General features: G+C 67.8%; 20 protein-coding genes and 2 tRNA genes. 13 read left to right on the top strand and 9 right to left on the bottom strand.

The window, feature by feature from the left end; all coding sequences use genetic code 11:
- Nucleotides 1-25 precede the first annotated feature (25 nt).
- The 3 genes from ACSGC5_RS00680 to ACSGC5_RS00670 form a co-directional block, all read right to left on the bottom strand.
- Complete coding sequence (locus ACSGC5_RS00680; RefSeq protein ID WP_228178416.1) at nt 26-547, bottom strand: DUF1877 family protein; 522 nt, start codon at nt 545-547, stop codon at nt 26-28.
- 317 nt (nt 548-864) lie between these two features.
- Nucleotides 865-953: transfer RNA gene (locus tag ACSGC5_RS00675), tRNA-Ser, on the bottom strand.
- Between the two features lie 77 nt (nt 954-1,030).
- Complete coding sequence (locus ACSGC5_RS00670) at nt 1,031-2,317, bottom strand: LCP family glycopolymer transferase (RefSeq protein WP_434968705.1); 1,287 nt, start codon at nt 2,315-2,317, stop codon at nt 1,031-1,033.
- Between the two features lie 301 nt (nt 2,318-2,618).
- On the opposite strand from ACSGC5_RS00670, the gene ACSGC5_RS00665 reads away from it, so the two are divergent.
- Nucleotides 2,619-4,724, top strand: coding sequence for a DUF4012 domain-containing protein (locus ACSGC5_RS00665; RefSeq protein ID WP_434968704.1), 2,106 nt, complete (start codon nt 2,619-2,621; stop codon nt 4,722-4,724).
- A gap of 271 nt (nt 4,725-4,995) precedes the next feature.
- On the opposite strand, the gene ACSGC5_RS00660 is transcribed toward ACSGC5_RS00665, so the two are convergent.
- The 3 genes from ACSGC5_RS00660 to serS form a co-directional block, all read right to left on the bottom strand.
- A tRNA-Ser gene (locus ACSGC5_RS00660) sits at nt 4,996-5,083 on the bottom strand.
- Nucleotides 5,084-5,159: 76 nt separating this feature from the next.
- Nucleotides 5,160-6,068 carry an HAD family hydrolase gene (locus tag ACSGC5_RS00655; protein WP_434968703.1) on the bottom strand — a complete coding sequence of 303 codons (909 nt, stop codon included), beginning with the start codon at nt 6,066-6,068 and terminating at the stop codon, nt 5,160-5,162.
- Entirely contained in the window at nt 6,065-7,330 is a 1,266-nt protein-coding gene (gene serS, locus ACSGC5_RS00650) for a serine--tRNA ligase (RefSeq protein ID WP_434968702.1), read from the bottom strand. The genes ACSGC5_RS00655 and serS overlap by 4 nt, the downstream gene beginning before the upstream one ends.
- Before the next feature lie 62 nt (nt 7,331-7,392).
- Between serS and ACSGC5_RS00645 the strand changes: the two genes are divergently transcribed.
- From ACSGC5_RS00645 to ACSGC5_RS00625, 5 genes are all read left to right on the top strand, one after another.
- Nucleotides 7,393-8,475, top strand: coding sequence for a diacylglycerol/lipid kinase family protein (locus ACSGC5_RS00645; protein WP_434968701.1), 1,083 nt, complete (start codon nt 7,393-7,395; stop codon nt 8,473-8,475).
- A gap of 95 nt (nt 8,476-8,570) precedes the next feature.
- On the top strand, nt 8,571-9,938 hold the full coding sequence (locus ACSGC5_RS00640) for a DUF222 domain-containing protein (protein ID WP_434968700.1): 1,368 nt from the start codon (nt 8,571-8,573) through the stop codon (nt 9,936-9,938).
- 72 nt (nt 9,939-10,010) lie between these two features.
- Complete coding sequence (locus ACSGC5_RS00635) at nt 10,011-10,520, top strand: CinA family protein (protein WP_434968699.1); 510 nt, start codon at nt 10,011-10,013, stop codon at nt 10,518-10,520.
- 123 nt (nt 10,521-10,643) lie between these two features.
- Nucleotides 10,644-11,726, top strand: a complete 1,083-nt coding sequence (locus ACSGC5_RS00630; protein WP_434968698.1) for an LLM class flavin-dependent oxidoreductase — start codon at nt 10,644-10,646, stop codon at nt 11,724-11,726.
- 72 nt (nt 11,727-11,798) lie between these two features.
- Nucleotides 11,799-13,166 carry a cryptochrome/photolyase family protein gene (locus tag ACSGC5_RS00625; RefSeq protein WP_434968697.1) on the top strand — a complete coding sequence of 456 codons (1,368 nt, stop codon included), beginning with the start codon at nt 11,799-11,801 and terminating at the stop codon, nt 13,164-13,166.
- Nucleotides 13,167-13,232: 66 nt separating this feature from the next.
- Here ACSGC5_RS00625 and pheA read toward each other — a convergent pair whose 3' ends face one another.
- Nucleotides 13,233-14,207: a prephenate dehydratase gene (pheA, locus tag ACSGC5_RS00620; RefSeq protein WP_434968696.1), complete on the bottom strand. Its 975-nt coding sequence runs from the start codon at nt 14,205-14,207 to the stop codon at nt 13,233-13,235.
- Nucleotides 14,208-14,305: 98 nt separating this feature from the next.
- On the opposite strand from pheA, the gene pgm reads away from it, so the two are divergent.
- On the top strand, nt 14,306-15,946 hold the full coding sequence (pgm, locus tag ACSGC5_RS00615; RefSeq protein ID WP_434968695.1) for a phosphoglucomutase (alpha-D-glucose-1,6-bisphosphate-dependent): 1,641 nt from the start codon (nt 14,306-14,308) through the stop codon (nt 15,944-15,946).
- 28 nt (nt 15,947-15,974) lie between these two features.
- Here the strand turns inward: pgm and ACSGC5_RS00610 are convergent, their stop codons facing one another.
- Together ACSGC5_RS00610 and ACSGC5_RS00605 are read right to left on the bottom strand one after the other, a co-directional pair.
- Nucleotides 15,975-17,012 carry an FUSC family protein gene (locus ACSGC5_RS00610; RefSeq protein WP_434968694.1) on the bottom strand — a complete coding sequence of 346 codons (1,038 nt, stop codon included), beginning with the start codon at nt 17,010-17,012 and terminating at the stop codon, nt 15,975-15,977.
- A gap of 111 nt (nt 17,013-17,123) precedes the next feature.
- Complete coding sequence (locus ACSGC5_RS00605; protein WP_434968858.1) at nt 17,124-18,119, bottom strand: LacI family DNA-binding transcriptional regulator; 996 nt, start codon at nt 18,117-18,119, stop codon at nt 17,124-17,126.
- Nucleotides 18,120-18,351: 232 nt separating this feature from the next.
- Between ACSGC5_RS00605 and ACSGC5_RS00600 the strand changes: the two genes are divergently transcribed.
- From ACSGC5_RS00600 to galE, 6 genes are all read left to right on the top strand, one after another.
- Nucleotides 18,352-19,272: a carbohydrate ABC transporter permease gene (locus ACSGC5_RS00600; RefSeq protein WP_434968693.1), complete on the top strand. Its 921-nt coding sequence runs from the start codon at nt 18,352-18,354 to the stop codon at nt 19,270-19,272.
- Nucleotides 19,272-20,150 (top strand): carbohydrate ABC transporter permease, encoded by an 879-nt coding sequence (locus ACSGC5_RS00595; protein ID WP_434968692.1) that lies wholly within the window; start codon nt 19,272-19,274, stop codon nt 20,148-20,150. The genes ACSGC5_RS00600 and ACSGC5_RS00595 overlap by 1 nt, the downstream gene beginning before the upstream one ends.
- An 86-nt stretch (nt 20,151-20,236) precedes the next feature.
- Nucleotides 20,237-21,580: an ABC transporter substrate-binding protein gene (locus ACSGC5_RS00590; protein WP_434968691.1), complete on the top strand. Its 1,344-nt coding sequence runs from the start codon at nt 20,237-20,239 to the stop codon at nt 21,578-21,580.
- 126 nt (nt 21,581-21,706) lie between these two features.
- On the top strand, nt 21,707-23,233 hold the full coding sequence (locus ACSGC5_RS00585) for an alpha-N-arabinofuranosidase (protein ID WP_434968690.1): 1,527 nt from the start codon (nt 21,707-21,709) through the stop codon (nt 23,231-23,233).
- On the top strand, nt 23,230-24,963 hold the full coding sequence (locus ACSGC5_RS00580) for a glycoside hydrolase family 35 protein (protein ID WP_434968689.1): 1,734 nt from the start codon (nt 23,230-23,232) through the stop codon (nt 24,961-24,963). Before ACSGC5_RS00585 ends, ACSGC5_RS00580 begins: the two co-directional genes overlap by 4 nt.
- A gap of 25 nt (nt 24,964-24,988) precedes the next feature.
- Nucleotides 24,989-25,966 (top strand): UDP-glucose 4-epimerase GalE, encoded by a 978-nt coding sequence (galE, locus tag ACSGC5_RS00575; protein WP_434968688.1) that lies wholly within the window; start codon nt 24,989-24,991, stop codon nt 25,964-25,966.
- Nucleotides 25,967-25,995 lie beyond the last annotated feature (29 nt).

Raw genomic sequence — 25,995 nt, 5'->3', positions numbered from 1 at the left:
GCGGCGGCGGATAGCTCGGGCTGAGTCACCCGATGAGGTAGACCATCCCGCGACCGTCTGTCGCGAGCGCCTCGACGAATTCCTGTGCCCGCGTGAGGTAGTCGAGGACGTAGCGGAGCTCGTCGTCATCGTCGACTCCGTGCCGGCTTCGCCAAGTGCGCGCCCACGTTCGCGCCTGGTCCTCGTCGATCGCACAGAGGTCGTCCCGAATCGCTGGCACCTCCTCGGGGAGGATCGTCCTCACCCACGGGTCCCAGCCCATGTCGTGCATCGTCACGTTCCCCTCGAACATCCGGTAGCACGAGCCGGCGGCGGAACTTCCGGGCCCCGAGCGCGTGAGGGACTGCAAAGCGGACCATGCCTTGTCGAGATAGAGCATGTCGCGCTTCGGTGAGACCTGCTCGAACGTCGCGACACTCACGCTCGCGTGCGGCTCCAGGCCCCACGCGTCAGCGAGCGGGTCGCTGGAGAGGATGCTGTGCGGGTCATCGACCGCCTGCTGAGCAAGGTCGGCATCGAAGGCATAGGCGTAGTAGCGGATTCCCATGCGGCCAGCATCCCGACGCAGGCGCAGCCACGATCACCGCAACCGACGCCGTGGGGGAACGCGCCCGAATCCGCCGCTGTGGAGGAACGGCGGCCTTCGCATGGCCCCGCCCCTGGAGACCGAGGGATATGCGCTCGCGGTCTCGCGGGCAGCGGCACTGAACCTTCGCCCGGTCCAGCCGCAACCGAGCAGGTTGATGAGCGGGAACTCATGATCGAGCTCAGATCGCCCAGAACGGAACGCTTCGCAAACGTGGCAGAAATGGCGGAAATCGTGGCAGGAGCGGAAGAAAACCACCCTGACCGGGGCTTCTTCGGCGGAGACGGAGGGATTTGAACCCTCGGTCCCCGTGAGGGGACTCCACCTTAGCAGGGTGGTGCACTAGGCCTGACTATGCGACGTCTCCAGGCATCCGTCACCGAAACCGGGCGAACGACCTCGTCAATACTAACCGCTGCCGTCTGACGAGACGAATGGATGCTGTCAGCCGAGGTTTCCGACCGAGCATGTGGTCTGCGCCGCCGTGGAGCCACTGATCGAGTTCGGGAGGACCGCGGCCTCCTGAGCCGGAGCCTCGGTGGGCGCGGGTGTCGCAGTCGGGTCCGTGGTCGGCGCGGGAGCCGGCTCCTCGGTCGGGGTCACGTCGACGACGCTCCCGTTCACGCCCGCCTTGCCGGTGATCTCCAGCGGAACGTTCGCTTCGAGCGCCGCCCACAACTCGTCGGCGGCGGCATAGTTCGGCACGACCTTGTTCGGGTCGTCGGGGTCACCCAAGGTGGGGTACTGGATGAAAACGATGTCCGAGAACGGCACATCCTTGATCGCGAGCGCGATCTGAACGAGCGTCAGCGGGTTAGTCAGGCTCGAGCTCTTGGTGATGTTGTCGATCGCGACGGTCGCCAGGCGATACAGCGTCGTCGGGTCCGAAAGGACGTTCTCGCTGACGAGCTTCTTGGCGAGACTCGACATGTACTGCTGCTGGTTGCTGATCCGGCCGAGGTCCGAGCCGTCGCCGACGCCCTTCCGTGTGCGCAGGAACGCGAGAGCTTGAGTGCCCGATACGGTCGAGATCCCGTCGGGCAGATAGAGGCCTGCGAGCGGATCGCTGATGCCGCCCTCGACGCATACATCCACGCCGCCGATCGCATCGGTGATGTTGATGACGCCACCCCAGGTGACCTTGGCGGCGAACGGGATGCTCTGGCCGCTCAACTGCGAGATCGTCTTCACAACGCACGACAGCCCGCCGCCCTCGGATCCTCCGCCCGCATAGAACGCGGAGTTGAGGGGCTGCTTGCTCATGGCGGACGACGTCGAGCCGTCGCCACGGTCGCAGGAGGGGATCGGGAGCATGAGGTCGCGGGGGAACGAGATGACGGTCACCCGGCGCGGCGCATCCGAGATGTGCACGAGCATGTTGACGTCGTTGAGCTCACCCTCGGAATCGGAGCCCGAGCAGCGGTCACCGAAGATCGCTGCGAACTCGGGCTCACAGGCGTCAGTGCCCGCGACGAAGAGGTTGACCCCACCCTCGATCGCGCCGATGTCGGGCGGAACGGGCGGCTGGTCCTCGAGATCCACCGTGTTCTCGGTGGCGTAGCTGGCGGCCAGGTCATAGACCGTGTAGGCGGCGACCCCGGTCCCCGACACGAGGACGACGGCGACGACGATGCCGAGTGCCTTCATGAAGACCGAGAACGGATGCGGCGACCTCAGCGCCCCGTGACGGGCCACCGTGCGACGACCGCGCTGCGGTGTTGTCCTGCTCACCAAGATCCCTTCCGGGCGACCGTCGCAGCCCGCGACGAGCAGCTCACGCCGCGCCGAAAGGCCACTTCGGCCCCTCAAGACACCATCCGGCCACGGAACGTTGAGGTCGGATACGTCGGGTGTTGGCACGGCCGAACGATGGATGCCCTAAGAAAGGTAGGTTATGCCATACCTGCTGAGCATGCACTGTGGGCTCGCTGACCACGGTGTGAGCGTCCACTGAGATTCGCGCCGACCCGCTTCGGTCTTTCACGGCCTCTGCTCGGCTTTCACGCAACCCTCCACCGGTAACATCTGCGCCGTGACCACCGTTGACGGCGACCGGCTGGCCGATTCCGTCCCGGCAAGCGAACCCGATCCCGACAATCCGCGAACTGAGTCCGCGGTCCCCTCGCGCGTGCCCGCAGAAGCGGTCACGACGCGGCGATCGTCCCGTGGGCCCTCCTCGACGCCGGCGCGAGCGCCGATGACCCGGCGCGAGGCGCGGACACGACGGCGCCCCGCGCGGCCGATCGCACGCCATGCCGCGCCCGAGACGAGGGCCGAGCGTCGGCGTCGAGGGTGGCGCAACTTCTGGCTGGCACTCAGCCCTCTCGGCGCGATCGCGGTGGCCACCGTCATCCTCGGCGGCGTTTTCGCGCTGCAGGTACTCGAGGTTCGCGACGACCTGGAGGTGGTGAAGTCACAGCTGGGTGGTCTCGCCGAAGCCGCCGTCTCTGCGGACGTGGAACGGCTGCAGCAGGCCGGCGATGACATCGTGGCTCGCACACAGCGCGCCTCAGAGACCGCGAACGGCCCCCTGTGGGATCTGGCAGCGAACATTCCCCGCGTCGGAAACAACGTGCTTGCTGTGCGCACCGTGGCAGAAGCGGTCAACACGATCGCGAGCCAGTCCATCCCGCCCGTCGTCGATATGGTGTCGGCCGCAAACGTCGATCAGCAGCGCGCCGAGGGAAGCCTCGGAATCAACCTCCAGCCGTTCCTGGAGGCCGAGACGGTGCTTCCGACGGTCATCTCGTCGTTCGAGGATGCCTCGGCCATTGCGGCGAGCATGGACCGTACTGACGTCCTGCCCGCCGTCTACGAACCGATGGACGAGATGGTCGCGCTGCTCGATCAGGCGGTGCCGATCCTCAAGGTCGCCCAAGAGAACCTTCCCGCGCTCTTGCAGGCAGCCGGCGCCAATGGGCCGATGCTGTACCAGGTCATGATCCAGACCCCGGCCGAGATCCGTGCGACCGGCGGCGGGGTCGCCCACTGGCTGATCTTGAAAGTGGACAACGGGCAGGCGGAACTCGTCGGGCAAGACAACGGCGTCGATCTGATGTACTCGCGGCTTCCGTCGCTGGGATTCGACACCGTGAACGGTTCGTTGATCACCCTCCCTCGCGACGTCCGGTCTCTTTACCCCCGCGAACTCGTGAGCTGGTCATCGAACTTCACGATGACCCCGGAGTTCCCGCGCGCCGTGGAGCTGTTCCAGGCGACTCGCGAGTGGGAAGACCTGCCAGAGTTCGATGGCGCGATCTCCATCGACCCGATCGTGCTGGCCCACCTCATCGAGGCGACCGGGCCCCTCACCCTCGACTCGGGAGAGCAGGTCACGCCCGAGAACACGGCGTCGCTGCTCATGAGCGAGCCGTACGAAAGGTTCGGCGCTGACAACGCCGCGATGGATGCCTTCTTCAACGAGGTGACGTCCAAGATGTTCAGCGCCCTCACGAGCGGCGACTGGGAGTTCGGGGCGATGTGGGATCAGCTCGTGCGCAGCGCCGCGGAGGGCCGCATACAGATGTGGTTCGACGACCCCGGCCTCGAAGCGTTCGCGACGGAGTACGGCCTCGACGCGTCGCTGCGCGAAGACAACACGGATGCCACCCAGCTCGGCATCTACTTCAACGACTACTCCATCGGCAAGCTGAACTATCACCTCACCTACGACCAGCACGCCACGTGCAACGTCGACGAGCGCACCATCACTGTCACGATGAACCTCCACAACAGCATCACGGAGGACATCAAGAGCGAGTACACGCTGGGGCTTCGCAACGTGAACCGCGGGATCGACCCGCGCACGATGATGCTCGATGTCCTCTTCTTCGCACCTCCCGGCGGCGAGATCCTCTCGACTGACCCGAAGCGCGGCGACTACCAGGATTCGTACTTCCGCGACCGCTCGGGCATCGACCACGGGAATGAAGGGCTGAGCCGCACGCTGCTTCTGCCGATGGGCGAATCCCGCACGGTGTCGTACACGGTTCAGCTCCCGGAGGGCCCTCTCGGCCCGCTGCAGCTTCGTCACACGCCGGGCGCGAACGACACCGAGGTCACGGTCGACGCGAACTGCGCGAGCCTCTTCGCCAGCCCCGAGGGCTCGACGAACATCTCCCTCACCAAGATCGGCTGAGAATTCGTCGCCGCTGCGCGGCGCGCGGAGCCTCCAGCGGCGTGGGCCCAACTCCGTTCGCATCCCGCTCAACCGGCGATAACGAGCAAAGCGGGCCCCTGCGGGACCCGCTTTGCTCGTGGCGGAGGGTGTGGGATTCGTCCCCACCGCCACTCCACACGCCGCTACGCGGCGCGCGGAGCCTCCGGCGGCGTGGGCCCACCCAAGGGTTCGAACCCGCCGCGCCCGAGAATCGAAAGAGGCGCCGCCCCCCGGGCGACGCCTCTTCCGATGGCGGAGGGTGTGGGATTCGAACCCACGGGACATTGCTGCCCACTGGTTTTCAAGACCAGGTCCATCGGCCGCTCGGACAACCCTCCCGACGACGCCGCACACGGCATCCATCGAACGGCGTCCACTCTATCCGACCACCTCGGCGAGGTTCCTCCCGCCGAGTCAGAGCGCGCGCAGGATGGCCGCGACACCACCCTCGTGGACGGATGTCGTCACCTCGCCCGCCGCATCGAGAACCTCCTGCGGACCCTGCGCCATCGCGATCGCGCGACCCCCGTTCTCGAGCGCCCACGCGAACATGCCCAGGTCGTTGCGGCCGTCACCGATGACGAGCACGTCGTGCGGGTCGAAGCCGAGCCACTCTCGCACCATCTCCAGTGCGGTCGACTTGTCGATGCCGGGAGGGGCGATGTCGAGCCACGCCGTCCAGCCGATCGCGTACGACACCTCGTTCAGGCCCACCTGCGCAACAAGGTCCACGAAGTCGCCCTCGGCGTGATCGGGTGAGACGACCACGACGCGGCACACCGGCTCTCGCGTCAGCTCGTCGAACTCCACCCGGCGGGCGCCGAGCAGATTCCAGTCGTCCAGTTCCTCGGTGTAGAGGCGGCTGCCGTCCTCGAGCTCGACCATGTACTTCGCGTCGGGGAGGTGTTCGCGCAGGAGCGTGACGACCTCCGTCGCGTCGAACGTCTCGGTGTGCACCTGCTCGTAGTGCGCCTCGTCACCCTCCACTTTCTTGAGGATGACGGTTCCGTTCGAGCAGACGACGTAGTCGGGTTCGATCTCGAGAACGCGGACGACGCCGCGAGTGCTCGACCACGAGCGACCGGTCGCCAGCATGACCTCGTGTCCGGCCCGGCGCGCATGCTCGACGGCGTCGACGACCCCGGGGCTGAGCGTTTCGTCTTCGAGCAGAACGGTGCCGTCGATGTCCAGAGCAATCAGCAGACGCGGGGTGCTCCCCGGATGACGCTCGGTGACTTCGGCGAGTTCCTCGACGATCTCGCCGGCATCCTCCTCGGGAACCGCCTCGATTTCACCAGTGCGCGGCAGCGCGGCATCCGTCACGCGACCGGCTCCAGGATCTCCATCCCACCGAGATACGGACGCAGCACCTCGGGCACCGCGACCGATCCATCCTCCCGCTGATGCGTCTCGAGCAGCGCGACGATCCAGCGCGTGGTCGCGAGAGTGCCGTTGAGCGTGGCCACGTGCTGCGTCTTGCCGCCGTCTGGCCGGTGCCGGATGTCGAGACGTCGCGCCTGGAACGTCGTGCAGTTGCTCGTGCTGGTCAGCTCGCGGTATGCGCCCTGCGTGGGAAGCCAGGCTTCGACGTCGTACTTGCGCGCAGCACTCGAGCCGAGGTCGCCGGCGGCGACATCGATCACCCGGTAGGCCAGGCCGAGATCTTGCAGCATCCGCTCTTGCATCCCCACGAGGCGAAGGTGCTCCGCCTCCGCGTCTTCCATCGTGGTGTAGACGAACATCTCCAGCTTGTTGAACTGGTGAACACGGATGATCCCGCGGGTGTCTTTTCCGTACGAACCCGCCTCACGCCGGTAGCAGGTCGACCAGCCGGCGTAGCGCTTCGGGCCCTTGGCGAAGTCGATGATCTCGTCCATGTGGTAGCCGGCGAGCGGAACCTCGCTCGTGCCGACGAGGAACAGGTCGTCCTCACCGAGGTGGTAGATCTCATCGGCGTGCTCACCGAGGAAGCCGGTGCCCCGCATGACCTCGGGGCGCACGAGTGTCGGGGGGATGACCGGAGTGAAGCCGGCCTGCAGGGCACGGTCCAGCGCGAGGTTCATGATGGCCAGCTCGAGGCGCGCCCCGACGCCGGTGAGGAAGTAGAAGCGGCTGCCCGACACCTTGGTGCCCCGTTCCACATCGATGGCGCCGAGGATCTCGCCGATCTCGAGGTGGTCACGCGGCGTGAAATCGAAGGCGCGCGGCTCGCCGTGCGTGCGCAGCGTCACGAAGTCCGCCTCACCACCGGCAGGAACACCGTCGATCACGATGTTCTCGATGCGCGAGAGCGCCTCCTCGGCCGCCTCCTCGGCAACAGCGACCCGCTGCTGGGCCTGCTTGACCTTCTCGCTCAGTTCCTTGGCCTCGGCGACGAGCGCCGCCTTCTCATCCTTGGGCGCTTGCGCCACCTTCTTGCCGTGGGCGTTCTGCGCAGCCCGAAGCTCCTCGAAGGCCGTGAGCGCCGCTCGACGCTCACGATCGGCAGCGAGAGCGGCATCCACGGTGTCGGACGAGTGCCCCCGAGCCTCCTGCGAGCGCTTGACCAGCTCGGGATTCTCACGAAGCAGCACAGGATCGATCACCCGACAAGTCTGTCACAGCGGCCTGATCCGGCTCCCCGCCGCGGGAGGGTTATCGTGTGTGCATGACGCACGCTTCCCCACCCGACGAGGAAGCCGCGTCGACGAACACCCCTGGAACGGACTCCCCGGTCGATTCCGCGGGCCACGAGACCGAACCGGCCGACAAGAAGCGCGCCGCGCTGGTCTACAACCCCATCAAGGTCGACGAGGACGCCATCCGCGCGTCGGTCGAACGCGAGTCGGCAAAGGCCGGCTGGGGCAACCCCCTGTTCTTCGAGACCACGGTCGATGATCTGGGCCAGCTCGCGACGCGAGAAGCGCTGGAGGCGGGGGCGGATGCCGTGCTCGTCGCCGGCGGTGACGGCACCGTCCGCGCCGTTGCCGAGGCGCTCACCGGCACCGGCGTCCCGCTCACGATCGTTCCGTCGGGCACGGGGAATCTCCTGGCCCGCAACCTGCAGCTGCCCCTGTCACCTCCCGACGCGATGGTGACGGCGACGTTCTCCGGCGACCACGAGACGATCGACGTCGGAATCGCCCAGATCCGGCGCGCGGACGGATCGCACCATGAGCACGCGTTCGTCGTCATGGGCGGCATGGGCATGGATGCGGCGATGATCGCGAACACGAACAGCGATCTCAAGAAGCGGCTCGGCTGGATCGCCTACGTCGATGGGGCCGCACGTTCCCTGTGGACGGCCAAACCGTTCCGCATCCTGTACGAGGTGTCGGGTCAGCGGATGCGGACCGCCCGCGTGCAGAGCGTCCTCTTCGCGAACTGCGGCTCACTGCCGGCGGGACTGACGCTGATCCCCGAAGCATCCGTCGCGGACGGGCAGCTCGATGTGGCCGTCATCCAGCCCAAGGGGTTCTTCGGCTGGTTCTTCGTGTGGCGCAGGGTCGCGTGGATCAACGGCTTCCTGCGCCGTCGCTTCCAGCGCACCCAGGCCCTGCTGAAACTGCGCACCGCCGACAACGCGATCGTCTATTCGCGCGGCACCACCGTCGAGATCATGCCCGAGGCCCCACAGCACGTTCAGTTGGACGGGGACGAGTTCGGTGAGGCCGTACGAATCGAGTGCCGCGTCGAGCAGAAGAGTCTCGTGATCGCGATTCCCGCCGGACACGACATCACCGCACCGTAGGAGGCCGCGAGCGCCGTCAGGTCGGTCGCAGCCGATGAGAATGCTCCGGCCCTACACGCTCACGCAATGTCGGGGGCCCCTGCCATCATTAGAACATGTCTTCGAATGATGGAAAGGGTGACCGGCCGATCGGGTCGGTGATCGGGTACACGGATGCCGACCTCGGCGCCCTGCGCCAGATCCTCTCCGACTTCGAGGACGTGGAGATTCGGGCAGCCCGCGAAGAGGTGGCGCGTGTGCGCGTGCTCGCTCGGGCCGGGCAGCTGGCACGCAAGCAGGCATCCGGGCAGGGCGCGAGGGTTCGCGCGCACGATATGGCCCTGCGCTCGGTCGCCCTGGAGCTCGCGGCCGCCTCGCGCGTCAGTGACAGGTCGATGCAGCGCCAGATCAATGACGCTGTCGAACTCGTCGAGGACTATCCCACCTTGCTCGCGGCACGCGAGACCGGGGCGATCACCCGTCAGCACGTCACCCTCGTCGTCGAGGCCGGCGCCCCGCTGCCTCCCGACGTGCGCGCGGAGTTCGACCGCCTGGCCACCGAACGGTGCCTGACCGACTCGGCGAACCGGGTTCGCTCGTCGATCATGATCCTCGCCGAGCGCATGCACCCGCGCACCATGCCGGAGCGTCACCTGGAAGCACGCGAGGGACGCGCCGTTCGGATCAGGCCCCTGTCGGGCGGGATGAGCGAGGTCTGCGCACCGGTGCCGACGGTGATCGCTATCGGCATCCACGACCGGCTCACTCAGATGGCCAGACTCGTCATCGATTCGCGACCGACCCCAGATGCCGCCGAGGAAGAACCCGACGTTGACGGACACACCTTCACCGGGGATACCCGGACGATAGACCAGATCCGAGCCGACCTGTTCTCACAGTTGCTGCTCGCTGGTTCGCCCGTTGTCGACCCCCTTGCCGGGGACGGAACGGGCCCCCTGGGCGCCATTCGCGCGAAGGTGCAGGTCGTCATCCCCGCGCTCACCCTTGTCGGCAGCACCACCGACACGGCCGGACCCGCGGACCTCGTGGGGCACTCCCCCATCGACCCCGAGACCGCGCGCCAGCTCGCGGCCGGCGCAACCTGGTGGGAGCGGCTGGTCACCCACCCGGTCAGCGGGGCGGTGTTGGCCGCAGATGGGTATGCCAGACCTGCGGCCCTGAATCGCTGGCTTCGAGCCCGAGACCAACACTGCCGAACGCTCGGATGCCGCATCCCCGCGATCAACTGCGAGGTCGACCACAACGACGACTACGCCAAGGGCGGCAAGACCGAGCACGGGAACCTGTGCCACTTGTGTCAACGACATCATTCGATGAAGCAGTTCACTGCCTGGCGCATTCGACAGCTCGACGGTGGCATCCTCCAGTTCACCTCGCCCACCGGCCGGATCTACACAGACCATCCGCCCCCTGTCTCCGTGCACTTCACCCCCGACGACCCCAGCGACCCAGCACCTTTCTGACTCCCGCGCAAGCCCCCGCAACGGAGCATGCCGTGGCGCACCTCGGCGGTTATCCTGCTCGCGGAGGTGACCATGAACGACATCCGACTGGCCGACGACGACCATGGACAGGACGCCATCCGTCGACTGTCCGAGATCGCGCAGCATCATGGGCTGCGGATCGCCGTGGCCGAGTCGCTGACATCGGGCCTTGTCGCCAGCGAGGTGGGCAAGGGCGAGAAGGCGGGTCAGTGGTTCGCCGGCGGAGTGGTCGCGTACCTCTATGACGTCAAGCAACACGTCCTCGGCGTCGAACCGGACCTCGATCCGTGCTCTCCGGAATGCGCGGAGCAGCTCGCCGCCGGCGTGCGACAGCTGCTGGACGCGGACATCGCCGTCTCGACGACGGGCGTCGGCGGGCCCGAACCTGCGGACGGCCATCCGCCGGGCACGGTGTATCTCGGGTGGGCGACCGCGACCGCGGCGGGCCACGTACGCCTACATCTCGGCGACGAGCCCGATGACGTTCTGCCCGCCGCCGTCGACGCGGCCGTGGCACTCCTCGCCGACACCGCCGAGCGGGCAGTGGCTAGCGCTCGATAGTGACAGCGCACGGGCCGGCGATTCGCCCGAGCTCCCCCGCCCGGATGGCCCCTCACCCCCCGCGCACCGATCCGCCCCCGGGCGAGGAGACGCGTCGGCGGCTGCGCGGAACAGGCTCTCGGAATGAGATCACGCGGTTCGCCGTTGTCACTGATGATGTCTGCCGCACCACTGGCCCTCTCGGTCCTCGACCTCGTCCCCGTCCGTTCGCAGCAGACGAGCGCGCAAGCGATCAGCGCGTCCCTCGCCGTCGTGGAGGCCGCTGACCGCCTCGGGTACCGGCGCTACTGGTTCGCCGAGCATCACAACATGCCGGCCGTCGCCTCGACGTCACCGCCCGTGCTCGTGGCAGCCGCAGCGGCGCGCACCTCCCGCATCCGCCTCGGCTCGGGCGGGGTCATGCTCCCCAACCATTCGCCCCTCGTCGTCGCCGAACAGTTCGCTGCCCTCGAAGCGATCGCCCCCGGCCGCATCGACCTCGGCATCGGTCGAGCACCCGGCAGCGACCCCGTCATCACGCAACTCCTGCGACAGTCCGGAACCACCAGCGACGTCGAGCGCTTCCCCGACAACATCCGCGACATCCTCGCCCTCTCCTCCCCCGAAGGAGCGAGCCTGAGATTCACGTCGGGGCAGGAGTATGCCGTGCACGCGACGCCCGCGGCAACCGCCGCACCCGAGGTATGGCTGCTCGGCTCGAGCGACTACTCGGCGCAGCTGGCGGCATCCATGGGACTTCCGTACGTGTTTGCGAACCATTTCAGCGGAGAAGGGCTCGAGCGTGCGCTCGGCCTGTACCGATCGCAGTTCCGTCCCGCAGTCGACGGCGACGAGCCGCGCACGTTCCTGACCGCGAACGTCGTGGTCGCCGACACGGATGCCGACGCGCACGCGCTCGCACTTCCCCAGGTCCGGATGATGGCACGGCTGCGTACCGGGCGCCCGCTGACGGCTCTCGAGACCGTCGAAGAGGCCGCGGCAGCCGAGCAGACGGACGGGCTGGCAGCACCGCTGATCTCCTGGGCTCGCGAACGGTGGTTCATCGGGACGCCGGACGCCGTCGCCGAGCGCCTCCGGTCGTTCGCGACGCAGTGGCAGGTGGACGAGATCATGATCTCCCCCGTCTCGGCGGCCCGCGACAACGACCCGATGGATGCCGCTCCCGCACGCCTGCGCACACTGGAGCTCCTCGCCGCAGCGGCGTGAGTCGCCTCGCGGGCACACACGGATGCCGCCCGATCGCGCCCCACGGCATCAGGACGCGGATAGCATCCCAAGGTGACTCCTCGCACGATCGTCTGGTTCCGAGACGACCTGCGGATCGGTGACAACCCCGCACTCCACGAAGCCGTGACGCGCGGAGAGCCGATCGTCGCGGTCTTCGTCCTCGATGAGCACTCCCCCGGCATCCGTCCCCTCGGCGCTGCCAGCCGGTGGTGGCTGCACCACAGCCTGAACGCGCTCCGGCGCGACCTCGGCGAGCTCGGCGTCTCGCTCGTCCTGCGTCGCGGGGCGGCGGGTCAGGTCATCCCGGCCCTCGTCGCCGAGACGGATGCCGACGCGGTCTACTGGAATCGCCGCTATGCCGCGCCCGAACGCGAGCTCGACGCGCGCCTGAAGTCGGATCTGCGGGATGCCGGCCTCGACGTGCGCTCGTTCGGCGCCAACCTCCTGTTCGAGCCCTGGACCGTCCGCACCGGGTCGGGCACGCCCTATGGCGTGTTCACTCCCTTCTGGAAAGCCTGTCTGGCCCTGCCCGAGCCGCGCGACCCGCTGCCGGCGCCCACCGCCGCTCGCGGCGCCCGCCTCGAGATCGACAGCGACGACCTCCAGGACTGGGGCCTTCTTCCCACCGACCCGGACTGGGCCCAGGGCCTGCGCGACACGTGGGAGCCCGGCGAAGCGTCCGCCCAGTCCCGTCTCGCGGCATTCCTCGCCGAGGATCTGCCCGACTATGCGCAGGGGCGCGACAGGCCCGACCGCCCCGTCACCTCGCGGTTATCTCCGCACCTGCGGTGGGGCGAGATCAGCCCGCACGAGGTCTGGCACCAGACCCGTGCCCGCTACGCCGACGGCCCCCACGCCGCCGCGGCGCAGAAGTTTCTCGCCGAAGTCGGATGGCGAGAGTTCGCATGGCACATCCTGTTCCACTTCCCGGACCTGGCGACCAAGAATTGGCGCTCTGAGTTCGACGCGTTCCCGTGGCCGCGGCTGAACCCGGCGCGGCTGGAGGCGTGGCAGCGGGGGCGCACCGGAGTTCCCCTCGTGGATGCCGGAATGCGTGAACTCTGGCATACCGGCACGATGCACAACCGTGTGCGGATGGTGACAGCATCCTTTCTCACGAAGAATCTGCTGATCGACTGGCGCAAGGGCGAGCAGTGGTTCTGGGACACCCTGGTGGACGCGGATGCCGCATCGAACCCGTTCAGCTGGCAGTGGGTCGCGGGATCCGGTGCCGACGCCGCCCCCTACTTCCGCATCTTCAACCCGGAGCTGCAGGCCGCAAAGTTCGACCCGGACCGAAGGTACGTGCACCGCTGGGCTCCGGAGTACGCCGGCGAGGGCGCACCGGAGCCGATCGTCGACCTCAAGGCGACCCGTGATGCGGCGCTGGCAGCCTACGAGGTCGTCAAGAACCGCTGACGACCTCGAGCCCGTCGGCGGCGACGCGTCGATTCCCTGCCGTCGAGTCCGACTCGAGCACCGGACTCAGACGCCAGGCTCAGCGTCAGCGTCGGGCTCGCCCGACAGAAGGCCGCGCAGCCAATCGCGGGCTTCGACGAAGACGTCGTCGGAGTACCGATCGGGGTATCGCACGACCGCGTGGTCGGCGCGCGGATAGGAACCGAGGAAGATCACCTTGGGGCTGAACCGCCGAAGCCCCAACAGGGCATCGGCCATGCGCTCGTCCTTGATGTGCCCGTCGGCGTCGATGACGAATCGGTAGCGTCCCAGCGCGTCCCCGATCGGCCGGGACGCGAGCAGACTCAGATTGATCCCGCGGGTCGCGAACTGCTCGAGCATCTCGAGCAGCGCACCAGGGTGGTCATCGGGCAGCTCCGCGATGAGTGAGGTCTTGTCGGCACCGGTCGGCTCGGGCGGCGCGACGGTGCGACCGACGAGAACGAACCGCGTGACAGCCTCGGCGTTGTCACCGATTCCCTCCGCGAGCAGTTCCACGTCAAGGTGCTCCAGGATGCCGGGAGCCGCGATCGCGGCTTGCGCGTCGGATGTCCCGTCGACGAGCCCGACAGCGCTGGCGACGTTCGACGACGCCGGGATGTGCGCGTGCGCGGGCAGGTTCGCCGTCAGCCACCGCAAGCACTGGGCGTAGGCGACCGGATGCGCCGCCACCAGCGACACATCCTCCAGGCGAGTGCCGGGACGACCGACGAGCACGAACTCCACCGGCACGAGATACTCGCCGATGATACGCAGCCCCGGCATGGTGGCCAGTGCGTCCTGCGCGGTCGAGACACCGCCGTCGACGGAGTTCTCGATCGCGATCATCGCCGCGTCCGAGCGACCCTCGACCACGTCAGCGAGCGCCTCACCCACGTTGCGCACCGGACGCCAGATCTGACCGCGCGCCTCGGGCACCTGCGCCAGGGCGGCTTCGGTGAAAGTCCCCGCGGGACCGAGGTAACTGTAGGTCCGGCGGTTCGCTTCGGGCTCGTCGCTCACGGCAACCCAGCCTAGACCGCGGCTCGACCTCCCGCAGGCGGGGATCCTCGTGACCGTCAAGGCATTGCGCGGGGCCCCGCGGGTGACAGACTGGGAGCATGAGCCGCGCAGGTCTTCCCGCCGAAGAATCCGACCTCATCGACATCGACGAACTGATCGCCGCGTACTACGAGCGGGTGCCCGACCCCGCAGTACCCTCGCAGCGTGTCGCCTTCGGTACGAGCGGCCACCGCGGCTCGTCCCTCTCGACGAGTTTCAACGAAGTGCACATCCTCGCCACCACACAGGCGATCGTCGACTATCGCACCGCGAACGGCATCGCGGGCCCGCTGTTCCTCGGACGCGACACGCACGGGCTGTCGCGCCCCGCCGAGCGCAGCGCGATCGAGGTGCTCGTGGCAAACGGTGTCGGGGTGCGCGTCGACTCGCGTGACTCATGGGTTCCGACCCCTGCGCTCAGTCACGCGATCCTCACCTACAACCGAGGCAAGGCGCCCGACGATCCGACGCGCGCCGACGGCATCGTCGTGACCCCCTCGCACAACCCTCCCCGCGATGGCGGGTTCAAGTACAACCCACCCCACGGGGGCCCGGCCGACACCGACGCGACCGGCTGGATCGCGAATCGAGCCAACGAGCTGATCGCCGCCGGCCTCGAAGGAGTCAAGCGGGTCCGCTACGCCGACATGGATGGCGAGCGCATCGGCTCCTACGATTTCCGCGACGCCTACGTGCGCGACCTCGAGAACATCATCGACGTCGGTGCGATCGCGCGCTCGGGCATCCGGATCGGCGCCGATCCGCTCGGCGGGGCATCCGTCGAGTACTGGGCGCTCATCGCCGAGGTGTACGGCCTCAACCTCACCGTCGTGAACCCGGATGTTGATCCGACGTGGAAGTTCATGACGCTCGACTGGGACGAGAAGATCCGCATGGATCCCTCGTCGCCGTCCGCGATGGCCGCTCTCGTCGCACGTCGCCACGAGTTCGACATCCTCACCGGCAACGACGCCGACGCAGATCGCCACGGCATCGTGACTCCGGATGCCGGGCTCATGAACCCCAATCACTACCTCGCGGTCGCCATCGATTACCTGTTCTCGCACCGCGATGGATGGGGGCCCGATGCCGCTGTCGGCAAGACCCTCGTCTCGTCGATGATCATCGACCGGGTCGTCGCCGCCCTCGGCCGGGACCTGTACGAGGTGCCGGTCGGGTTCAAGTGGTTCGTGCCGGGGCTCCTGGACGGTTCGGTCGCGTTCGGCGGCGAGGAGTCGGCGGGCGCGTCGTTCCTCCGCACGGATGGCTCCGTCTGGACGACCGACAAGGACGGCATCCTGCTGTGCCTGCTGGCCGCCGAGATTCTCGCCGTCACCGGCACGTCGCCGTCCCGGCGTTACGCCGAACTGGAAGCGCAGTTCGGATCATCCGTCTATCAGCGGGTCGACGCGCCGGCCACCCCCGCGCAGAAGGCGACGCTCGCGAAGCTCTCGCCCGAGTCGGTGACCGCCACCGAACTTGCCGGCGAGCCGATCACGGCCAAGCTGTCGCACGCGCCCGGCAACGGAGCTCCGATCGGGGGTCTCAAAGTGCAGACCGAGAGCGCCTGGTTCGCCGCACGTCCATCAGGCACCGAGGACGTCTACAAGCTCTACGCCGAATCCCTCAAGGGCGAGGAGCACCTGCGCGAGGTGCAGGAGCAGGCGCGCGCCGTCGTCTCGGCCGCATTGGGAGCCTGACCCCTCCGCTCGTCATTCCTCGGGGGCCTCAGCCGCGCGCGCCCCGACGGCCACGGAGCGCCGGGAGCGGCACGAAGGTGACGGCGACCGCCAGCACAGAGCCGACGATCGTGTCCACGATCCGCTCGCCCGCGATCTCCACCGAGCCGAACTGCCCCGCCGCCGCTCCCGTCAGGACGAGGACGAGCGGCGTGATGAGGATCAGCGCGAGCGCATAGTTGCGCGCGATGACGAGTTCGATACCGAACTGCAGTACCGCCAGCAGCACCGCGATTCCGAGCGGTTCCCAGGGGAAGAGCACGAGCACCAGGTAGACGCCCGCGCCGACGACGGTGCCGACCATGCGATGGACGCCACGACCGACCGTCGCGGTGCGCACGACCGATATCCCCACGACGGTGACGCCCGCCGCGACGATCCAATATGCCCGCACCGGATCGATGAACAGGCCCGCAACCGATCCGACCACCGCCACGATGATGGTTCGCTCCAGCAGCAGGCGCGCCGCGTCGTCCCAGCGCGAGCGCGGAAGGATCTCACGCAGGGGCCGGGTCGGAGCATCCGGCCGCTTCTCGAACAGCGGCGCGATGGCGATGACGTAGGTCAGGAGCGTCCCGAGAACGAGCGCCAGAAGGCTCTGGATGGCTGCCTGCTCAGAGGAGAGGGCGCGCACATGCGCGAACATCCCGTACACGAGCACGAAGAACATGACACCCGGCGGCCCCACCGAGAACCCGTACACGAGGACGGCCGCGACGATCGCCACCAGCGCCAGCACCAGGACCGTCAGCGGCCTCGACCAACCCACCGCGACCCCCAAGGCCGCTGCGATCACCAGGCCGACCGCGATGAACGGAACGGCTTTGGCGCGCTCGCGCGCGGGCAGGGTGCCGCTGTACAGGGCCGCGAACGAGCCGACCGCAGCGGTGTAGCCGAGATGCGGAACACCCAGCAGCGCCGCGATCGCCACCGGGAGCCCCAGAGCGACCGCAGCGCGGATCGCCCTGGGCCAGGCGGGAGCCGTCAGCGGATCAAGGCGAAAGAGGCTCGCCCATAGCTCCCGCATGCCGACATCGTAGGGGCTTGGCGGACCGGGCGCGGACACCCCGGTTCCGCCGCGTCATTCTCGCCGCGTCGTGACAAGTCGCTGCAGCAGCACGAACACCAGGAGCACGACTCAACGCCGTGCAGCACGATCCGGGACGGCCGTGCTGCTGCGCACGACGAGAGTCGTCGGCACGAGCTCGCGGCCCGAGGGGCTCTCTCCCTCGATCTCGGCGATGAGCGCGCGCATCGCCGACTCGCCCACCCGGTCGAAACGCTGGCGGATGGTCGTCAGCGGCGGCCAGAAGTTGGCAGCTTCGGGCACGTCGTCGAAGCCGACGATACTGAGGTCGCCCGGCACGGTCCGTCCCGCCTCATGGAAGGCGCGCATGACGCCCAGCGCCATGTGATCGTTCGCAACGAATGCAGCCGTGACATCCGCCCTGGCCGCGAGGATGCGGCCCAGCTCGTGCCCCGACTCCGCCGTCCAGTCGCCGATGAGGACGTCGGGGATCCGCGCGCCACGACGTTCGAGAGCAACCTCCCACGCAGCACGGCGACGCTCGGCCGCATAGGACTCCCGCGGCCCCGAGATATGCCAGACGGTCTCGTGGCCGAGGTCGAGCAGATGCTCGGTGGCGAGCGTCGCCCCCTGCGCCTGATCCGTGTCGACGACGGGATATGCGTAGCGAGCGCTCGAGTCGACGACGACAACGGGAAGCCCGGTGGGCAGGGCGATCTCCGCTTCATCCAGCTGGTGGGTTTCGATGAGGATGATCACTCCGTCGACGGCGTGCTCGCTGAGTCGATCGAACGCCCCCGACACGTCCGACTGCGTTGCCGAGTCCAGCGGAATGAGCGCGAGGGAGTAACCGGCGCCGGAGGCTTCGGAGGCGATCGCATCCAGGGTGCGCATGTTCCCGTAGGACGACAGCGAGAACATGATGACGCCGATGCTGCGGAAGCGTCCCGAGCGTAGTGCGCGTGCGGCGCTGTTGGGTCGATACCCGAGTTCCCGCATGGCAGCGATCACGCGATCGCGCGTGAGAGGGTCGACGTTGTCACGCCCGTTCGCCACGCGAGAGACGGTCTGGCCCGACACCCCCGCGCGCCGCGCGACATCCGCCATGGACGTCTCACGGCGGCGGGCAGCCCGCGCCATTCCGCTGTGCCGACCACCCGACGGCTCCGCTTCAGCCATGTGCCTCACTCCAATGTTGACGTTGACATCCTAGACCGAGGGAGTTATGTTGACGTAAACATGAGCGTTCGCCACTCCGCGAATCCTCGTGCGGACCACCACGGCAACAACCCGGGCGATCATCACTGACCCCTAGGGCTCACGGAAGAGGCAACGGACAATGGCGACCATCAGCGCACACCCGGCGCGCGTACGCCGTTCACGCAAGACGCAGTCGGCCACTGAGCAACGAGGGTGGCTGTTCGTCGCTCCGTTCGCGGTCGTGTTCGCGCTGGTCTTCCTCGCACCGCTGCTCTACTCGCTGTACCTGAGCCTGTTCCGCGATCAGCTGGTCGGCGGCAACGCGTTGGTCGGCCTGTCGAACTACGTCACCGCCTTCACGGATCCGCAATTCTGGGACGGCTTCGGTCGCGTCTTCCTCTTCCTCATCATCCAGGTCCCGATCATGCTCGTGCTGGCGCTGGCCGCAGCGCTTGCGATCGACAGTGCGCGTCTGCACGCATCCGGCTTCTACCGCATCGTCATCTTCCTGCCGTACGCGGTCCCGGCCGTGGTCGCGGTGCTGATGTGGGGGTACATCTACGGCGACCGATTCGGCCTCACCGGCAACATCAACGATCTGTTCGGCTTCCCTCTGCTGGCGCCGTTCACCCCCGAGTGGATGCTGCTGTCGATCGGAAACATCGTGACGTGGGAGTTCGTCGGCTACAACATGCTGATCTTCTACTCGGCGCTCAAGACCATCCCCGGGGAGCTCTACGAGGCGGCATCCATCGATGGCGCGGGTGCCTGGCGTCAGATCTTCTCGATCAAGATCCCCGCCGTACGCGGAGCGATTGTGATCGCCACGATCTTCTCGATCATCGGCAGTTTCCAGCTGTTCAACGAGCCGAACATCCTGAAGCCGCTGGCCCCGAACGTCATCACGACCTACTACACGCCGAACATGTACGCCTACAACCTGTCCTTCGCCGGACAGCAGTACAACTACGCCGCGACCATCGCGATCATCATGGGCCTGATCACCGCGATCATCGCCTATGTCGTGCAGCTTCGCGGCAGCCGACAGGAGATCCGCTGATGGCCGCCCCGGCTCTGGCTCGCACGTCGCCGACGCACGCGCGGCGCTCGCTCGTTCTCACGCTCGTCATGGGCGTGTACCTGATCTACACGCTCCTGCCGCTGTTCTGGCTGCTCGTGAACGCGACCAAGACGCAGGCCGACCTGTTCACGACGTTCGGTCTCTGGTTCTCGGATGACTTCGCCCTCTGGGACAACATCGTCCAAACGCTGACCTACAACGACGGGATCTTCCTGCGCTGGCTCGGCAACACTCTGCTGTATGTCGTCGTCGGCGCCGGCGGTGCGACGATCCTCGCGACGATGGCCGGCTACGGCATGGCCAAGTATCGTTTCCGCGGCCGCCGCGCGGTCTTCGCCGTCGTGCTCGGTGCGATCGCCGTCCCCGGGACGGCCCTGGCGGTGCCGACCTTCCTGATGTTCAGCCAGCTGGGCCTGACCAACACCCCCTGGGCGATCATCATCCCCTCACTCATCAGCCCCTTCGGCCTCTACCTCATCTGGGTGTACGCAACGGATGCCGTTCCCACGGAACTGCTCGAGGCGGCACGGATGGACGGTGCCGGCGAGTTCCGGACGTTCTTCACGATCTCGATCCGCTTGCTCACGCCCGGGATCGTGACGGTCGCGCTGTTCGCGGTCGTAGCCACCTGGAACAACTACTTCCTGCCGTTGATCATGCTCAGCGACCCCACCTGGTATCCGCTCACCGTCGGGCTCAACCAGTGGAACGCGCAGGCCATCGGTGTCGGCGCTCAGCCGATCTACAACTTGGTGATCACAGGTTCGGTCCTCTCGATCATCCCCATTGTCGTCGCCTTCCTCGTGCTGCAGCGGTTCTGGCAGTCGGGGCTGAGCGCCGGAAGCGTCAAGCAATGAGATGAGGGCCATTGCTCCGACGAAAACCCCACCCCTCACCGGCGCGTCCTGCACCGGGTTCATCGACAACGAAGTGAGGAACTCTCATGACACTCAAGAAGACGGTTCTGCGCCGCGCAGGCGTCGCAGCGGCCGCCGTGCTGCTGGCAGGCGGCTCGCTGGCCGCGTGCTCGTCCGGCGACAACGGCGGCGGCAGCGGCTCGGCTGACGACCTCGAAGCGGCCCTCGAGGCCGGCGGCGAGATCACATACTGGAGCTGGACACCCTCCGCTGAGGCGCAGGTCGAGGCGTTCGAGGCGAAGTACCCGAACGTGACCGTGAACCTCGTGAACGCGGGCACCAACACCGAGGAATACACGAAGCTGCAGAACGCCATCAAGGCGGGCTCGGGCGCCCCCGACGTCGTGCAGATCGAGTACTACGCGTTCCCGCAGTTCGCCCTGTCGGACTCGCTGCTCGACCTCGCGCCGTACGGCTTCGCCGACCTCGAGGGCGACTACAGCGCCGGCCCCTGGGGCTCGGTGGACTTCGACGGCAAGATCTACGGCCTGCCGCAGGACTCCGGCCCCATGGCTCTGTTCTACAACAAGACCGTGTATGACCAGTACGGCATCGAGGTTCCGACGACGTGGGATGAGTTCATCGCCGCGGGTGAGAAGCTTCAGGCCGCTGACCCCACCAAGTTCATCGCCGCCGACACGGGCGACGCCGGCTTCACCACGAGCATGATCTGGCAGGCCGGCGGCCAGCCGTTCCAGACGACGGATGGCACGACCATCACCATCGACCTGCAGGACGAGGGGTCGACGCAGTTCGCCGACATGTGGAACCAGCTGCTCGAGAACGGTCTGCTCGCCGACATCCCCGCGTGGAGCGACGAGTGGTTCACCGGCCTGGGTGACGGCACGATCGCGTCGCTCGTGATCGGTGCCTGGATGCCCGGCGTGCTCGAGTCGTCGGTCCCTGACGGTGCCGGTGACTGGCGCGTGGCTCCCATGCCCTCGTATGACGGTTCCCCGGTCAGCGCCGAGAACGGCGGTGGCGGACAGGCCGTGACGAAGCAGAGCAAGAACCCGGCCCTCGCTGCCGCGTTCCTGAAGTGGCTCAACAACGACCCCGAGAGCCTGGAGATCTTCGCCGAGAGCGGCGGCTTCCCCTCGACGACCGCTCAGCTGAGCGACCCGGCATTCGTCGACCAGGAGTCGGAGTACTTCGGCGGTCAGCAGATCAACCAGGTGCTCACTCAGGCCGCAGCCGACGTGCGCACCGGCTGGCAATACCTGCCGTACCAGGTGTACGCCAACAGCATCTTCGGCGACACCGTCGGTCAGTCCTACCAGACCCAGAGCGACCTCAACGTCGGTCTCCAGGCCTGGCAGGACCAGCTCGTGACCTACGGCAACGACCAGGGCTTCACGGTCAACAAGTAAGGCCCGACAGCCGATGGGGGCGGGGTGGCGAACCGGCCGCCCCGCCCCCATCCACACACGGCGCTCACCAACTGCGCCTTCCACCCCGGCAGTGACACGCCGCGAGACCCCGCAAGAGAGTCATCCATGACACGCACGGCGATGATCGCCCTCGATCTCTCCTCCCCCGGTGCCCCCGTCTCCCCCCGCATCTTCGGGACGTTCGTCGAGCACATGGGACGCTGCGTCTACGAGGGCATCTACGAACCCACCCACCCCACGGCCGATGCGGCCGGATTCCGGGGCGACATCCGTGATCTCGTCCGGGGCCTCGGCGCGACGATCGTGCGCTATCCCGGGGGGAACTTCGTCTCGGGCTACCGCTGGGAAGACGGCGTCGGACCGCGCGAGGAGCGTCCCCGGCGCCTCGATGCCGCATGGCACAGCACAGAGTCCAACGCCGTCGGCCTGCACGAGTTCGCATCGTGGGCCGAAAGCGTCGGTCTCGAACTGATGGAGGCCGTCAACCTCGGGACCCGGGGTCCCGCCGAGGCCGCGCAGCTTCTCGAGTACGCGAACCACCCCTCCGGCACCGCCCTCAGCGACTGGCGCCGCAGCAACGGCCGTGAGGCCCCGTTCGGCATCCGTGTCTGGTGCCTGGGCAACGAGATGGACGGCCCGTGGCAGATCGGCCACAAGACAGCCGACGAATACGGCCGCATCGCCGCCGAGACCGCGCGGCTCATGCGCTTCATCGATCCGGATGTCGAGCTCGTGATCGCCGGAAGCTCCAACCACGAGATGCCGACCTTCGGCACGTGGGAGCGCACCGTGCTCACTCATACCGCCGACCTCGTCGACCACATCTCGGTGCACGCCTACTACGAGGAACACGACGGCGACACCGCGAGCTTCCTCGCGTCAAGCGTCGGGCTGGATGCCTACCTCGAGGAGGTCGCGGGCATCATCGACGAGGTGCGCGCAGAGCGCGGGATCACCCGCCCCATCGGCATCAGCGTGGACGAGTGGAACGTCTGGAACCAGACCCGCTGGAACGAAGTCGACAAGCCCGCGGTGTTCAGCGGAGACTGGCCTGAGGCGCCCCGCCTCATCGAGGACGAGTACACGGCGCTGGATGCGGTCGTCGTCGGCTCTCTGCTGATCTCCCTCGTCTCGCACGCCGACCGCGTCTCGATGGCCAACCTCGCCCAGCTGGTCAACGTCATCGCCCCCATCCGGTGCGAACCCGGCGGCGCCGCCTGGCGCCAGCCCACCTACTTCCCGTTCGCGGATGCCGCCCATCACGCTCGCGGTCGCGTCGTCGTTCCGGTGATCGAGTCGGCGGCCGTGGACACGGCGCGCTACGGCACTGTTCCGACGATCGCCAGCGTGGCGACGCTCGAGGAGGACCGTCTCGCTCTGTTCGCGGTCAACCGCGGCCTGACCGAGCCGCAGGAGGTGAGCTTCACAGCGCCGGGCCGTGTCGTCGCCGCGCACGTCCTCGCGGGCCCGGACGGCGATATCCGCGCGACGAACGGTCCCGAGGCGGAACTCGTCGCCCCGCGCGAGCTTGCGATCGCGAGCGCCGGCGGCACACACACTTTCACCCTTCCCCCCGTGAGCTGGGCATGCGTGCGTGTCGAGCTCGATTCCCCTGCAGGAGATGCACTGTGACCCGCTTCGCCATCGGCGAGAACGACTTCCTTCTCGACGGCGCCCCCTTCCGCATCCTCGCCGGAGCCCTCCACTATTTCCGAGTACACCCCGACCACTGGGCCGACCGCATCCGCAAGGCTCGACTCATGGGGCTGAACACGATCGAGACCTACGTGGCCTGGAATGCGCACGAGCCGCAGCGCGGGCAGTGGGATGCCACCGGGTGGAACGATCTCGGCGCCTTCCTTGACGCCGTCGCCGCCGAAGGCATGTACGCCATCGTGCGCCCCGGCCCCTACATCTGCGCCGAGTGGCACAACGGCGGGCTGCCGGTGTGGCTGACCAGCACCCCCGGCATCGGGTTGCGCCGCAGCGAACCTCAGTACCTCGCGGCGGTCACCGAGTATCTGCAGCGCGTGTACGAGATCGTCACGCCGCGCCAGATCGATCAGGGCGGCAACGTCATCCTGGTGCAGATCGAGAACGAGTACGGCGCCTACGGGGCAGATGTCGCCTACCTCGAAGAACTCGTGCGGGTCACCGAGGCTGCCGGCATCACCGTTCCCCTCACGACCGTCGATCAGCCGATGCCCGACATGCTGCGAAACGGGAGCCTCCCGACGCTGCACCGCACCGGTTCCTTCGGCTCGAAGGCCACCGAGCGTCTGGCGACCCTGCGCGAGCACCAGCCCACCGGACCGCTGATGTGCTCGGAGTTCTGGGACGGCTGGTTCGACTGGTGGGGCGGGGTACATCACACGACGGATGCCGCGGCATCCGCTGCCGAACTGGAGGACCTGCTCGCAGCGGGCGCCTCGGTGAACATTTACATGTTCCACGGCGGCACGAACTTCGGAACGACCAATGGCGCCAACGATAAGGGGCGGTACGCCCCGATCGTCACCTCGTACGACTACGACGCGCCGCTGGATGAGGCGGGGAACCCGACCGAGAAGTTCCACGCGTTCCGCGAGGTGATCGCCCGCTACACCGAGGTGCCCGCAGAGCTGCCGGCCACGGCATCCGCAGCGCCCGTCTTCGAGGTCGAGCTCGCCCGCGAGGGGGATTGGCTGCCGAGCGCGCTCGGCGCGAGCACCGACGGTCTCGCGAGCTTCGACGATCTCGCACACGTCGGACCGCTCGTGCACTATCGCGCCGACCTTCCCGGTGGCAGCGGCGGACTGCTGACGGTCGGAGAGGTGCGGGACCTCGCGTGGGTACGCGTGGACGGCGTCGAGATCGGTCGCCTCTCGCGCACACTCCACGAGACGGCGCTGCGTCTTCCCTCGGGGGCCGTGCTCGAGATCACGGTCGAGGACCAGGGTCGCGTCAACTACGACATCCGCCTCGGTGAGCCCAAGGGCCTGATCGGCGAGGTCCGGATCGATGGCGCGGAACTGACCGGGTGGACGACACAGCCGGTCCATCTCGAGCGCGCCGTCGCCACCGTGCCGGGAGGCGCGAATGGGTCGGCGGTCGGTGGCCGCGACACCCTGCGCGGCACGTTCGACCTGGCCGCCGCCGCCGACCTGTTCGTCGACACGGCGACGTGGGGCAAGGGCTTCGCCTTCGTCAACGGGTTCTTCCTCGGCCGATTCTGGAGCGCCGGGCCGCAGCGCACGCTCTATGTTCCCGGGCCGGTCACGCGCGCGGGCCGCAACGAGATCGTCGTTCTGACGCTGGATGCCGCAACGGCTGCGACCGCGCGGTTCGAGGCATCCGCCCTCCTCGGACCCACCGAGGAATGAGCGCGAACCTGACAGGATGGAACCCATGAGCTGGCTTGTCACCGGCGGTGCCGGATACATCGGTGCCCACGTCGTCCGCGCACTGTCGACCGCGGGAATGGATCCCGTCGTCATCGACGATCTCTCCAGCGGGCATGACGGGTTCGTCCCCGACGGTGTGCCGCTCGTGCGCGGGTCCATTCTGGACCGAGACCTCGTCGAGAAGACGTTGCGCGAGCACGGCGTCGACGGCGTCATCCACGTTGCCGGCTACAAGTACGCCGGCGTCTCGGTCACCCGGCCCCTGCACACGTACCACCAGAACGTCGAAGGCACCCGCGTCGTACTCGAGGCGATGGCCGCGGCGGGCGTGACCAACATCGTGTTCTCCTCGAGCGCGGCCGTCTACGGAACGCCCGACGTGCCGCTCGTGGTCGAGGACCTCCCCAAACGTCCGGCCTCGCCGTACGGGGAGTCGAAGCTCATCGGCGAGTGGCTGATCGCCGACCAGGCTCGCGCGACAGCAGACACCGACGCCCCGCTTCGGCACACCTCGCTGCGCTACTTCAACGTCGTCGGCTCGGCCGACCCCACCGTATACGACACGAGCCCCCACAACCTCTTCCCGATCGTGTTCGAGAAGCTGCTGGCCGGCGAGACACCCCGCATCAACGGCGACGACTACGACACTCCCGACGGCACCAACGTGCGCGACTACGTGCACGTCGGCGACATCGCGGCCGCGCACGTCGCCGCCGCGCAGCGACTGCTGGCGGGTGAACCGGTCGAGGCCGCCTACAACCTCGGCTCCCAGAACGGGCTGTCGGTGCGGGAGATCATGGATGCCATGGCACGGGTCACCGGCATCGCCTTCACCCCCGAGATCGGCCCCCGTCGCCCAGGGGATCCGGACCGGATCGTCGCGACCGGGGAGCTTGCCGCCCGCGACCTGGACTGGCAGATGCGCTACTCGATCGACGAGATGGTGCGTTCGGGCTGGGAAGCACGTCGGAGGGCGAGCTAAGTCAGCCGCTGAGGTCGGCGCAGGACTGT

Source organism: Microbacterium sp. bgisy207 (assembly GCF_965345035.1).
Classification (GTDB): Bacteria; Actinomycetota; Actinomycetes; order Actinomycetales; family Microbacteriaceae; genus Microbacterium.
The sequence above is the reverse complement of the archived record's forward strand: the minus strand, read 5'-3'. Positions and strand labels throughout refer to the sequence as shown.

Excerpts from the sequence above, each read along its gene's own strand:
- ACSGC5_RS00590 (WP_434968691.1), top strand. The coding sequence starts at position 20,237 with ATGACACTCAAGAAGACGGTTCTGCGCCGCGCAGGCGTCGCAGCGGCC.
- ACSGC5_RS00605 (WP_434968858.1), bottom strand. The coding sequence starts at position 18,119 with ATGGCGGATGTCGCGCGGCGCGCGGGGGTGTCGGGCCAGACCGTCTCT.
- galE (WP_434968688.1), top strand. The coding sequence starts at position 24,989 with ATGAGCTGGCTTGTCACCGGCGGTGCCGGATACATCGGTGCCCACGTC.
- ACSGC5_RS00630 (WP_434968698.1), top strand. The coding sequence starts at position 10,644 with ATGAGATCACGCGGTTCGCCGTTGTCACTGATGATGTCTGCCGCACCA.
- ACSGC5_RS00680 (WP_228178416.1), bottom strand. The coding sequence starts at position 547 with ATGGGAATCCGCTACTACGCCTATGCCTTCGATGCCGACCTTGCTCAG.
- ACSGC5_RS00595 (WP_434968692.1), top strand. The coding sequence starts at position 19,272 with ATGGCCGCCCCGGCTCTGGCTCGCACGTCGCCGACGCACGCGCGGCGC.
- ACSGC5_RS00610 (WP_434968694.1), bottom strand. The coding sequence starts at position 17,012 with ATGCGGGAGCTATGGGCGAGCCTCTTTCGCCTTGATCCGCTGACGGCT.
- ACSGC5_RS00640 (WP_434968700.1), top strand. The coding sequence starts at position 8,571 with ATGTCTTCGAATGATGGAAAGGGTGACCGGCCGATCGGGTCGGTGATC.
- pgm (WP_434968695.1), top strand. The coding sequence starts at position 14,306 with ATGAGCCGCGCAGGTCTTCCCGCCGAAGAATCCGACCTCATCGACATC.
- ACSGC5_RS00645 (WP_434968701.1), top strand. The coding sequence starts at position 7,393 with ATGACGCACGCTTCCCCACCCGACGAGGAAGCCGCGTCGACGAACACC.
- ACSGC5_RS00600 (WP_434968693.1), top strand. The coding sequence starts at position 18,352 with ATGGCGACCATCAGCGCACACCCGGCGCGCGTACGCCGTTCACGCAAG.
- ACSGC5_RS00585 (WP_434968690.1), top strand. The coding sequence starts at position 21,707 with ATGACACGCACGGCGATGATCGCCCTCGATCTCTCCTCCCCCGGTGCC.
- ACSGC5_RS00635 (WP_434968699.1), top strand. The coding sequence starts at position 10,011 with ATGAACGACATCCGACTGGCCGACGACGACCATGGACAGGACGCCATC.